This window comes from Roseateles sp. (assembly GCF_044373315.1).
Taxonomy (GTDB): Bacteria; Pseudomonadota; Gammaproteobacteria; order Burkholderiales; family Burkholderiaceae_C; genus JACDQM01.
The window spans coordinates 1-12,038 of record NZ_JBILQK010000094.1 but is presented as its reverse complement, the minus strand read 5'-3'; the positions used below and the strand labels follow the sequence as shown (position 1 = coordinate 12,038).

Genomic DNA, 12,038 nt, shown 5'->3' with positions numbered 1-12,038 from the left:
TGTTCAAGCTGGACCGCCGCATGATCCCCGAGGAGGATCCGGTCGCGGTCGAGGCGCGCATCCGCGAGGTGATCGCCCAGGCCGCAGCCAGCTATCCGGGCATCACGGTCGAGATCAAGCGCTTGCTTCTTGCGCGCGCACTCAAGCCGCTAGCCGGCAACCAGGCGCTGGTCGATGCGCTGCAAAAGCATGCCAGCGCCGTGTTCGGCGAAGCCATCCCGACCTCGGGCACGCCGCTGTACACCGATGTGCGCCTGTACGGCGAACACGGCATCCCGGCGGCCATCTACGGCGCCGGCCCGCGCACCGTGCTGGAGAGCCATGCCAAGCGCGCTGACGAGCACCTGGTGCTGGCGGACCTGAAGCGCGCCACCCAGGTGGTGGCTCGCACACTGGCCGATCTGCTCAGCGCCTGATCAAGTCCTGGTACTTGACGAACTTGACGGATTCGCGGGCGATGCGGATCTTGGCGTACAGCCACTGGCCATTGCCCTTGGACGGGCAGGACGCCGTCGCGATCACGTCAAGCAGCGGCCGCGCTTCGCCATCGAGCAGGATCTGCGGCGCCTGCAGGTCCTGCGCTGTTGGCGGCTGCAGCTCCTCCAGCTTGAGCTGCGTGCACTCGTTGCCGTTGCCCAGCACGACGGCATCGGCTTTCAGTCCTAGCTGACGCACCTGCGCGCCGTCGAGCCGGGTGCGCGCCGCATCGATGCTCCAGCCCGGCAGCCAGCTGCGATCCTCGGCCAAGCGGCCGACATAGACCCAGCCGGTTTCCGGCAAGGGCGGCGGCACGATGCCAGCCTGTTGCCGCACGTCCTTGATGGCCTGGTCCTGCCGTCCCAGCGACGCACTCGCCTGCTCGATCCGATCACTGACCTTCTTCAGCGCTGATGCGTCCACTGCGATGCCGGGCTGCGCCTTCAGCTGATCGAGCGTGGCCCGCGCCTCGGCCAGATTGGCTGCGACATCGAAGGCCTCGTTAGCCACCAGCCGCACGCCGAAAGCATTGACTTCCTTGACGCTGAGACCCAGATCGGCCAGCCGCTTGCGCGCCCAGTCGGGCGAGGCCATCGCGGTGAGCGCAAACGCAGTCAGCGCCAGCAGCACAAGAAAGCGGCAGGTGTCGGTCAGCAGCGACAGCAGCTTGGCCGCGCGGTCCAGACGATTCGGTGTCGAAGTTTCCATGAGGTCTCCTCGGTGGTGGTGGTGATGTCTGTAGCCGAGTGGAGCGCCGCGCCCGCACTTCCGCAAGCTACGGCCAACGGATGTGCCCGCACACCGCCGTGGGGCATGGGCGGCTGACCCGCCCCAGAGTGGTGCCACGACCCGGTGTCTGCGCACGTCCGCGTGCGCGAGGGCACGCGCACGCCCACACGTACGCGAGGAACGCAGTGGCACGGAGCTTGCAAACCCTGCTTCAACCCCATTCAATGACCGGAGACTCCATGACCGCCCGCCACGCCCGCCGCCACTTGCTTCGCGCCGCCGCACTCGGCACCACCTTGAGCCTTCTGGGCTCGCTTAGCCTGGCGCAGAGCCCGATCAAGTTCCAGCTCGACTGGCGTTTCGAGGGGCCGTCGGCGCTGTTCCTGCAGCCCATCGCCAAAGGCACCTTCAAGGCCGCCGGCCTCGATGTGCAGCTGGATGCCGGCAACGGCTCTGGTGGCGCCGTCACGCGCGTGGCTTCGGGTTCCTACGACATGGGCTTTGCCGACCTGGCGGCGCTGATGGAGTTCCATGCCAACAACCCTGACGCGCCAAACAAGCCGGTCGCGGTGATGATGGTCTACAACAACACGCCGGCTGCGGTGCTAACCCTAAAGAAGAGCGGCATCAGCACGGTCGGCCAGCTGGCCGGCAAGAAGCTGGGCGCGCCGGTGTTCGACGCCGGCCGCAAGGGCTTCCCGATCTTCGCCAAGGCCAACAAGATCGAGGGTGTCAGCTGGGTCAGCATGGACCCGCCGCTGCGCGAAACCATGCTGGTGCGCGGCGACGTGGACGCCATCACCGGTTTTTCCTTCACCTCGCTGCTGAACCTGGAAGCGCGCGGCATCAAGGCCGAGGACGTGACCATCTTCCCCTACCCGGCCTATGGCGTGAAGCTGTATGGCAACGCCATCATCGCCAGCCCCAAGCTGATCAAGGAAAAGCCCGAGCTGATCAAGGCCTTCCTGAAGGCCTTCGCCCAAGGGGCCAAGGAGGTGATGGCCGATCCGGATGCCTCGATCGCCTTCGTCAAGCAGCGTGACGGCATCATCAATGAAGCACTGGAGAAGCGCCGTCTGCGTCTTGCCATCGACGCCGTCGTCGCCAGCCCTGACGCCCGCGCCGAAGGCTTCGGCCAGGTGCTCGCGCCGCGCTTGGCGCTGATGGCCAGCCAGGTCTCCGACACCTATGCCACCAAGACCCGGGTGGTGCCCGAAGCGGTGTGGAACGGCAGCTTCCTGCCCACCAAGGCCGAGCTCGATGTGCTGCCGCCGCTGAAGAAGAAGTGATGACGGCCGACTCCGCCTTTGTCGATTTCCGAAGGGTCTGGCTCGCTTACAACGAGCAGCTGTGGGCTGAAGGAAAGTTCGCCGTCGAGGACATCTCGCTGACGCTCAAGCGCGGCGAGTTCGTCGCCATCGTCGGGCCTTCCGGCTGTGGCAAGTCCACCTTCATGAAGCTGGCAACCGGCTTGAAGAAGCCCAGCCGCGGCGAGATCTTCGTCGACGGCCAGCCCGTCACCGGCCCGCTGAAGATCAGCGGCATGGCCTTTCAGGCGGCTTCGCTGCTGCCCTGGCGCACCACCTTGCAAAACGTGATGCTGCCGCTAGAGATCGTCGAGCCGCACCGCAGCCAGTTGCGCGCGAAGAAGGCCGAATACACCGAACGCGCCCGCGCCCTGCTGGCCAGCGTCGGCCTGGCCGGCTATGAGGACAAGTTCCCCTGGCAGCTTTCGGGCGGCATGCAGCAGCGCGCCAGCATCTGCCGCGCACTGATCCACGAGCCGCAGCTGCTGCTGCTGGATGAGCCCTTCGGCGCGCTGGACGCCTTCACGCGCGAGGAGCTGTGGTGCGCGCTGCGCGACCTGCAGGCTGAGAAGGGCTTCAACGTGATCCTGGTGACGCATGACCTGCGCGAAAGCGTGTTCCTGGCCGACACCGTCTACGTGATGAGCAAGAGCCCCGGACGCCTGCTCCACAAGCGCGAGATCGAGCTGCCACGGCCGCGCGATCTGGAGCTGACCTACACGCCCGAGTTCACCGCCATCGTGCACGAGCTGCGCGGCCATATCGGCGCACTCAGGAAGAGCGGCGCGGAGGTGGCGCAATGAACAGCACGAGTCGAAAGAAACCCCAGCTGCTGTTCCAGCGCTATGCGGCCTGGCTGCTGTTGCTGGCCATCGTGCTGCTGTGGCAGGTGCTGTGCAGCGCGCTGCAGGTCTCGGAGTTCATCTTCCCCAGCCCCTGGGCGATCGCACAGGCGGTGGCCGAGCATCACACCACCATCCTCGGCCATGCCTGGCGCACCTTCTGGGTGACGGTGGCAGGCTTCGGCATCGCCATCGTGGTGGGCGTGCTGCTGGGTTTCCTGATGGGCAGCTCACCGCTGGCCTACAAGGCGATGTATCCGCTGATGACCGGCTTCAACGCGCTGCCCAAGGCGGCCTTCGTGCCCATCCTGGTGGTGTGGTTCGGCATCGGCGTCGGGCCGGCCATCCTGACGGCCTTCCTGATCAGCTTCTTCCCCATCATGGTCAATATCGCCACTGGCCTGGCCACGCTGGAGCCCGAGCTGGAGGACGTGCTGCGTGTGCTGGGCGCCAAGCGCTGGGACGTGCTGATGAAGATCGGCCTGCCGCGCTCCATGCCCTACTTCTTCGCCGCGCTGAAGGTGTCGATCACGCTGGCCTTCGTCGGCACCACCGTGTCCGAGATGACCGCATCGAACGAGGGCATCGGCTATCTGCTGATCTCCGCCGGCGCCTCGATGCAGATGGGCCTGGCCTTCGCCGGCCTGGTGGTGGTCGGCGCGATGGCGATGCTGATGTACGAGCTGTTCGCGCTGATGGAACGCCGCCTGACCGGCTGGGCCCACCGCGGCAGCGAGAACCACTGATCTCCGCACCGATCACCTGCTCTTTCACCTCCAACCACAAACAAGGAATCCCTCCGATGAAGACCTCCAACAAGATCGCTGCCGCCGCCGTGCTGGCCCTGCTGGGCGCAGCCGCGCAGGCGCAGCAATCCAGCGTCTCGCTCTATGGCCTGATGGACCTGAGCGTCGGCTCGTTCAAGGCGCCGGGTGGCAAGGCGATCAAGCGGACGGAAAGTGGCAGCATGACGACCAGCTTCATCGGCTTCTCCGGCCGTGAAGACCTGGGCGGCGGCCTGACGGCCAGCTTTGCACTGGAGAGCTTCCTGCTGGCCGACGGCGGCACGGCCGGCCGCTTCAACGGCGACGCCATGTGGGCGCGCAGCGCCTTCGTTGCGCTGAACAGCAAGGAGCTGGGCACCCTCAAGATGGGCCGCAACACCACGCCGCTGTTCGTCAGCACGCTGTCCTTCAATGCCTTCGGCGATTCCTTCGGCTTCTCGCCTGCGATCCGCCACACCTTCACCAGCGGCACTGTCACCGGCGACACCGGCTGGAGCGACTCGGTGCACTACATCGCACCGAAGATCGGCGGCTTCAGCGCCGGCGTGATCGCCGCTGCCGGTGAAGGCTCGGGCGGCCGCAACTGGGGTGCCAACGCGGGCTACGGCGCTGGTGCCTTCGCAGCCTCGGCGGTCTATCAGAAGGTGGCCAAAGGCGCGACGGTGGACGATACCGAGACGATGCAGATCGCAGCCTCCTACGACTTCGGCGCCGCCAAGCTGTTCGGCCAGTACAGCGATGTCGAGAACAGCACCACCAAGCGCGACTACAAGCTGACCAACGTCGGCGTCGCCGTGCCGATCGGCGGCGGCAAGCTGCTGGCGCAGTACGGCCGCATCTCGGCCTCGGCCGGCGCGGATCGCAAGACCTACACCGTGGGCTACGACTACTTCCTGTCCAAGCGCACCGACGTCTACGCCGCCTACATGAGCGACAAGCTGACAGGCCTGAGCAGCGGCGTCAGCTACGGGGCCGGCATCCGCCATCGTTTCTAAGTGCCACGGCCTGAGCGCTGCGAAGCGACCAGGCTGAAGCCGGACATCGTGTCCCGGGCCGGCGGGTGCCTCTCCAAGGCACGCGCCGGCCCGCCTCATTTCACCCGCCTGTTTGCTACCCTGCGCCCATGAGCTGGCACGGACATCTGAAACTCGACTACCGCCGCGATGACAGCGGCCGCTGCACCGCGCTGGATCTGCACGACGGCCCGCTGCGCGTGCTGCAGCGCCTATACCCCGAAGGACCCGGCATTTGCCACCATGTGCTGGTGCATCCGCCCGGCGGCATGGTGGGCGGCGACCGGCTCGACATTGCCGTCAATCTGGCCGAGGGCTGCCATGCGCTGATCACCACACCCGCGGCCGCGCGCTTCTACCGCAGTGCCGCCGAGAACGCCTGCCAGAGTCTGCTGGCGCGGCTTGAACCTGGCGCACGGCTGGAATGGCTGCCACTGGAGACGCTGGTCTACGACGGCGCACTGGGCGAGAACCAGCTGCGCTTCGATATCGCCCCCGGTGCCGAGATGATGGGCTGGGATGTGCTGGCGCTGGGCCTGCCCGCCGCCGAGCGCCCCTTCGAGCGCGGCCACTACACGCAACACCTGGAATTGCCCGGCCGCTGGCTGGAGCGCGGCCGCATCGCCGCCGACGATCTGGCGCTGCTGCACTCGCCGCTGGGCCTGGCCGGCCACAGCGTGATGGGCAGCCTGTGGTTCGCCGCCGGCCAGGCGCTGCCCGTGCCGCGGCGCGAGGCCTTGCTCGAGTGCGCCCGCGAGATATGCGGACGCCATGCGCTGGCCGCCACGTCCGGCTGCACCGCACCCGAGCCCGGCATCGTGGTGCTGCGGGCGCTTGGCGCGCGGGTGGAGCCGGTGATGGGCCTGCTGGCCGAGGTCTGGGCCGCCTGGCGCCAGCAGGCCTGGCAACTGGCCCCGACCGCCCCTAGGATCTGGCGCACCTGACACGCACGCTAGAGTTGGGGACTGCCATGTCCTCCAACGCACCGCCCTCCGCCGTCAAGCTCGGCCGTCGCCTCGCGATGGCTCGTCTTGCGCTCGCCGCAGGCTCGGGCTTGGCCAACTGCGGGCCGGTGCGCGCCGGGCAGTCACTGGAACTTCTGACCCACTATGACTACCCGCCCTTCATCACGACCCGGGGCAACGGCCTGTCGCACGACCTGGCCAGCACACTGACCGAGCTCATGGGCGGACTGATCTCGCGTACCGAGCTGCAGCTACTGCCGCGACGCCGACTGGACATGGCACTGAGCGCGCCGACATGGCAGGGCTTGGTGCCCTGGGTCAAGCCCGCCTGGTTTGGCGACGAGAGCGAGAGCCGCTTCCTCTGGTCGCCGCCCCTGCTGGCCGACACCGATCTCGTGCTGTCGCTGAAGTCGCGTGCGGTCGAATTCAACGGTCCGGCCTCCTTGCGAGGCCTGACGCTGGGTGGCGTCGCCGGGCATCGCTATGCGGATGTCGAGGCGATGATCGAAGCCGGCGAACTGACGCGCGAGGACACCATCAACACCGAGCAGAACTTGCGCAAACTGCTGCGCGGCCGGGTCGATGTCGTCTTTCTCGCGGCCAGCGGCCTGCCCTGGTGGCAGCAGCAACTGCCGGAGATGGCGGCCAACCTGTACATCGCCAGACAGCCGCGCAACAGCTACCTGCGTCGCGCCTTGATTTCGCGCGCGCTGCCGAAGCCCACGCAGGTTCGACTCATGAGCGTGCTGACCGCGCTGCGCGATGAGCGCAGCTGGCTGGCAAGACTGGAGCCCTACGGCCTGAAGCCCGCAGGCAGGTAGCACCTCGCAGCTTGGCTGATACTTCGACCCGCGCCAGCCCATCGGCAGGCAAGGAAACCCAAAGCATGAAGCTGCTGACCCGCACCGTGCCCGCCGTCCTCGCCGGCACGTTCGCCCTGCTGGCTACCGCCGGCCATTCGCAAACCCTGAGCTACCCACAGACCCGCAAGGTCGATCAGGTCGACATCTACCACGGCCAGCGCATTGCCGACCCCTACCGCTGGCTGGAGGACGACAACAGCGCCGACACCAAGGCCTGGGTGCAGGCGCAGAACGCGGTGACCGAGCGCTTCCTGGCCGCCATGCCGCAGCGCGCACCGGTGCGCAAGCTCTACACCGAGCTGTTCAACTTCGAGAAGTTCGGCGTGCCCTTCAAGGAAGGTGGCCGCTACTTCTGGACCCGCAACGACGGCCTGCAGCAGCAGGACGTCGTCTACACCGCCACGTCGCTGACGGCCACGCCAACGGTGGCGCTGGACCCCAACACCCTGTCCAAGGACGGCACCGTGGCGCTGACCGGCACCGTGCCCTCGCCCGATGGCAAGTTGCTGGCCTATGGCGTGGCGATGGGCGGCTCGGACTGGCAGCGCTGGCAGGTGCGCGATCTGGCCACCGGCCAGGATCTGCCAGACCGCATCGAATGGGTGAAGTTCTCGCGCGCCGCCTGGACGCCGGATTCCAAAGGCTTCTTCTATGCGCGCTATGACGCACCCAAGCCCGGCGAGGCGCTGACCGGCGCCAACTTCTTCCAGAAGCTCTACTACCACCGCCTGGGCACCCCACAGTCCGAAGACCTGCTGGTGATGGAGAACAAGGCCGAGAAGCAATGGGGCTTCGGCGCGCAGGTGGCCGATGACGGCTCGGCCGTGCTGATCAATGTCTGGCGTGGCTCGGGTCGGCGCAACGGCCTGATGCTGCTGCCGCTGCAGAAAGGCACCTATGCCGGCGGCACGCCCGTGCCGCTGACGATGGACTTCGACGCCGAGTACGTGCCCGTCACGCTGGCCGACAACACCCTGTATCTGCGCACCAACAAGGACGCGCCGCGCGGCCGTCTGGTGGCGGTGGACCTGGCGCGGCCCGCGCCGGCGCAGTGGCGCACCGTGGTGCCCGAAGGCGCCGATGCGATGACCGCCGCCAGCGGTGTGGCCGGCCGCTTCTTGCTGCAGTACCTGCGCCATGCCTCGACCGTGGTGCGGGTGTTCGACCCGGCCGGCAAGGATCTGGGCGAGGTGGCGCTGCCCGGCGTGGGCACCGCGCGCGGCTTCGGCGGACGCTGGCGCGACAGCGAAACCTTCTTCAGCTACGCCAGCCTGAACTCGCCCGGCGAGATCTACCGCCTGGAGCCCGCCAGCCGCCAGGCCAGCCTGTTCAAGAAGCCCAGCACCGCCTTCCCAAGTGACGAGTTCGTCACCGAGCGCCATTTCGTCACCAGCCGTGACGGCACCCGCGTGCCGGTCTTTATCGCCCACCGCAAGGGCCTCAAGCTCGACGGCAGCCACCCGACGCTGCTGTATGCCTATGGCGGCTTCAACGTGCCGCAGACACCCAGCTACGGCGTGACCGCGGCCACCTGGATGCGCATGGGCGGCGTCTATGTGCTGGCGTCGCTGCGTGGCGGCGGCGAGTATGGCGCGGCCTGGCATGAAGCCGGCACCAAGCTGAAGAAGCAGAACGTGTTCGACGACTTCATCGCCGCAGCCGAATGGCTGATCGCCAACAAATACACGCAACCGGCCAAGCTGGCCATCAACGGCGGCTCCAACGGCGGCCTGCTGGTGGGCGCGGTGGTGAACCAGCGCCCCGAGCTGTTCGGCGCGGCCGTGCCTGCAGTCGGCGTGATGGACATGCTGCGCTTCCACAAGTTCACCATCGGCTGGGCCTGGATCAGCGATTACGGCTCAGCGGACGATGCGCAGCAGTTCGGCGCGCTGCGCGCCTACTCGCCGCTGCACACCCTCCGCGCCGGTGCCAGCTATCCGGCGATCCTGGTGACCACGGCCGACCGTGACGACCGCGTGGTGCCGGCGCACAGCTTCAAGTACACCGCAGCGCTGCAGGCGGTGGACACCGGCCCGGCACCCAAGCTGATCCGCATCGAGACGCAGGCCGGCCACGGTGCCGGCAAGCCGACCTCCAAGATCATCGAGGAGCGCTCGGACATGCTGGCCTTCATCGCCCACAGCCTCGGGATGACCCTGCGCTGAGACATCTTCACGGAGCAGGCCTTGTCGTGCCTGCCCCAAGCGCAGAAGATACGCAGGCACAAAGGCCCTGATCCGGCCTTTGCAAGAGAGCAGATGCAGGGAAGATTGTCTTTGTTCTGATCGGCCTTGCTCCAAGGCCGGTTGAGTCGACCTGTCAGGAGTCCGCATGCAGACTTTCAACAACCTGCGCATCAGCGCCAAACTCGCAGTCGCCTTCGCGGCCATGCTGCTGCTTCTCGCCGGCCTGGCGATGTTCGCTTTCTCGCGGATGCATCTGATCCAGGAGGAATCCCGCAACCTCAGCGAGAACTGGCTGCCTACTACCCGCTTTGCTGGCGGCATGATGGCCGACATCGCCGACTACCGCATCGGCGTGCTGCGCGTGATGGCGGCCACCGCGCCGGAAGAAGCAAAAGCCGGGGCGGCTGCAATGGAGCAGGCGCTAGTCAGCTTGACGGCGAATGACGCTGGCTACGAAAAGCTACTGTCAGGCGACGACGAACGCAAGCTCTATGACACCTTCAAGGCCGCCTGGGCCAAGTACCAGGCCGGGGCGAAGAAGATGCTGGAGATGAATGCCGCCGATGATCTCGACGGCGCGCACCGGCTGCAGCGCAGGGAAGTCACCCCCGCCTACGAAGCAGCCAACACGGCGGTCGACGCACTGGTGGATTACCAGACCAAAGGCGCCGCACAGTCGGCGTCCAACAGCGAATCCACCTATTCCAGCGCCGTGACCTGGCTGCTGGTGGTCGGTCTGCTGGCCGCAGGCCTGGCCGCCTGGCTGGGCTTGATGCTGACGCGCGCCATCAGCCGGCCGCTGGCCCAGGCTGTGGCGGCGGCCGACCGCGTCGCTTCGGGCGATCTGAGCCAGACCATCGACGTGGCGGGCAAGGACGAGATGGCCCAGCTACTGTCAGCGATGCAGCGCATGCAGGCGAGCCTGGTCACCACCGTCGGCAGTGTGCGCGAAGGCTCGGAATCCGTGGCTACCGCCAGCGCCGAGATCGCGCAGGGCAATTCCGATCTGTCGGCCCGCACCGAGGACCAGGCCTCGTCGCTGGAGGAAACCTCGGCCACGATGGAAGAACTCAGCGCCACCGTGCGCCAAAACGCCGACAGCGCGCAAACCGCCAATCAGCTGGCGCAAAGCGCGAGCGAAGTGGCACGCAACGGCGGCCAGGTGGTCGGCGAAGTCGTCAACACCATGCGCGGCATCGAGACCAGCTCCAAACGCATCGCCGACATCATCGCGGTGATCGACGGCATCGCCTTCCAGACCAATATCCTGGCGCTGAACGCAGCGGTGGAAGCCGCGCGGGCCGGTGAACAAGGCCGCGGCTTTGCCGTGGTGGCCAGCGAAGTCCGCAATCTGGCGCAGCGCAGCGCGGATGCGGCCAAGGAGATCAAGAGCCTGATCAACGACTCGGTCGAACGGGTGCAAAGCGGCACCCAGCTGGTGGACCGTGCCGGCCAGACCATGCAGGACATCGTCAGCTCGGTGCAGCGCGTGGCTGACATCGTGGGCGAAATCAGCAGCGCCAGCGTCGAGCAAAGCGCCGGCATCGCCCAGGTGGGCGAAGCCATCACACAGCTGGATCGCAGCACGCAGCAAAACGCAGCCTTGGTGGAACAGAGCGCCGCGGCCAGCGAAAGCATGAAGGTGCAGGCCGGTCGGCTGCTCGAGTCGGTGGCCCGGTTCCGACTTGCCGCCCAGCAGCATGGCTTTGCAGCACCGGCGGCGCCGCTGCGCAAGCCCGCGGCAAGCAGCTTCGGACAAAAGAATGCCGCCACCTCCTCGGCAAAGCCTGCGGCTCGCCCGGCCAGTGGCAGCAAGTCCTTTGCAGCGAGCCCTGCTGCGCCCCGCAGTCCTGCTCAGCCCAGCGCACCTTCGGCAAGCCCGTCGCCCGCCCCCAAGCCAGCCGCCAAGGCTGCTGCCGACAATGACGGCGACTGGAGCGAGTTCTAAGCGAGCGAGCCCCCTTCGATAACGGCGCCCTGGCCGCGGACCGGCAGCCTTGACGGTCCGCCATCGCCTGCGCCCTCTGCGCTCCAGCTCACCACGCCGCAGCCCTACGCCGTGCCTCGACCGAGGTGCTTTGCGTCCCGGGCGGCGTCAGCAGCGCCTTTGCCCCGAACCTCTCGGTTCGGGGCTTCTTTGCTTGGGAGACGGCCCGGTCGGCTCGATTGCTGCGGCCAAGTGAACAGGCTCTAGATCGACACCAGCTGGCGTATGCCCTTGCTCTGCATCTCATCACCGCGGCCGCGCGCGATGAATTCGCCGCGCTCCATCACCAGATACTGGTCGGCCAGTTCCTCGGCGAAGTCGTAGTACTGCTCGACCAGGATCACTGCCATGCGCTGCTTCTTGCCTCCATCCGGGCCGACGATCTCCAGGCCCTCGTCGGCCAGCTGGCGCAGCACGCGGCCGATGTCCTTGATGATGCTGGGCTGAATGCCTTCGGTGGGTTCGTCCAGGATCAGCAGCGAGGGGCCGGCCGCAAGCGCCCGCGCGATGGCCAGCTGCTGCTGCTGGCCGCCAGAGAGGTCGCCGCCGCGGCGGTGCAGCATCTGCTTGAGCACTGGGAAAAGCTCGAACAGCTGCGGCGGAATCGGCGTGCTGCCGCTCTTGTAGGCCAGGCCCATGCGCAGGTTGTCCTCCACCGTGAGCCGGCCGAAGATCTCGCGCCCCTGCGGCACATAGCCGATGCCGCGGCGCACACGCTCGTAAGGCGTTTCGCGGCCGATCTCGGCGCCGTCGAAACTGATGCTGCCACTCTTGATCGGCACCACGCCCATCAGGCTCTTCAACAAGGTGCTCTTGCCCACGCCGTTGCGGCCCAGGATCACGCTGATCTCGCCCTGCTGCGCCTCGAAGCTCAGGCCGCGCAG

General features: G+C 67.1%; 11 protein-coding genes. 9 read left to right on the top strand and 2 right to left on the bottom strand.

All coding sequences use genetic code 11. The features are described 5' to 3' along the window. Positions 1–416 (top strand): M20/M25/M40 family metallo-hydrolase (locus ACIQ67_RS16670; protein ID WP_397535501.1); only part of this gene is annotated, 416 nt, incomplete at its 5' end. On the opposite strand, the gene ACIQ67_RS16665 is transcribed toward ACIQ67_RS16670, so the two are convergent. Then, positions 406–1,185 carry a hypothetical protein gene (locus ACIQ67_RS16665; RefSeq protein ID WP_397535500.1) on the bottom strand — a complete coding sequence of 260 codons (780 nt, stop codon included), beginning with the start codon at positions 1,183–1,185 and terminating at the stop codon, positions 406–408. The two genes, ACIQ67_RS16670 and ACIQ67_RS16665, sit on opposite strands and share 11 nt — an antisense overlap. Before the next feature lie 260 nt (positions 1,186–1,445). On the opposite strand from ACIQ67_RS16665, the gene ACIQ67_RS16660 reads away from it, so the two are divergent. From ACIQ67_RS16660 to ACIQ67_RS16625, 8 genes are all read left to right on the top strand, one after another. Next, complete coding sequence (locus tag ACIQ67_RS16660) at positions 1,446–2,495, top strand: ABC transporter substrate-binding protein (protein ID WP_397535499.1); 1,050 nt, start codon at positions 1,446–1,448, stop codon at positions 2,493–2,495. Continuing rightward, a complete protein-coding gene (locus tag ACIQ67_RS16655; RefSeq protein WP_397535498.1) occupies positions 2,495–3,316 on the top strand; it encodes an ABC transporter ATP-binding protein in 822 nt (273 codons plus the stop codon). Before ACIQ67_RS16660 ends, ACIQ67_RS16655 begins: the two co-directional genes overlap by 1 nt. After that, positions 3,313–4,101, top strand: coding sequence for an ABC transporter permease (locus ACIQ67_RS16650; RefSeq protein WP_397535497.1), 789 nt, complete (start codon positions 3,313–3,315; stop codon positions 4,099–4,101). The genes ACIQ67_RS16655 and ACIQ67_RS16650 overlap by 4 nt, the downstream gene beginning before the upstream one ends. 56 nt (positions 4,102–4,157) lie before the next feature. Next, positions 4,158–5,135: a porin gene (locus ACIQ67_RS16645; RefSeq protein ID WP_397535496.1), complete on the top strand. Its 978-nt coding sequence runs from the start codon at positions 4,158–4,160 to the stop codon at positions 5,133–5,135. A gap of 128 nt (positions 5,136–5,263) precedes the next feature. Continuing rightward, a complete protein-coding gene (locus ACIQ67_RS16640; protein WP_397535495.1) occupies positions 5,264–6,097 on the top strand; it encodes an urease accessory protein UreD in 834 nt (277 codons plus the stop codon). Between the two features lie 26 nt (positions 6,098–6,123). After that, a complete protein-coding gene (locus ACIQ67_RS16635; RefSeq protein WP_397535494.1) occupies positions 6,124–6,939 on the top strand; it encodes a substrate-binding periplasmic protein in 816 nt (271 codons plus the stop codon). 65 nt (positions 6,940–7,004) lie between these two features. Then, positions 7,005–9,146: a prolyl oligopeptidase family protein gene (locus ACIQ67_RS16630; RefSeq protein ID WP_397535493.1), complete on the top strand. Its 2,142-nt coding sequence runs from the start codon at positions 7,005–7,007 to the stop codon at positions 9,144–9,146. A gap of 166 nt (positions 9,147–9,312) precedes the next feature. Then, a complete protein-coding gene (locus ACIQ67_RS16625) occupies positions 9,313–11,115 on the top strand; it encodes a methyl-accepting chemotaxis protein (RefSeq protein ID WP_397535492.1) in 1,803 nt (600 codons plus the stop codon). A 242-nt stretch (positions 11,116–11,357) separates the two neighbouring features. Here the strand turns inward: ACIQ67_RS16625 and urtE are convergent. Next, on the bottom strand, positions 11,358–12,038 hold a 681-nt coding region (urtE, locus tag ACIQ67_RS16620; protein WP_397535491.1), incomplete at its 5' end, for an urea ABC transporter ATP-binding subunit UrtE.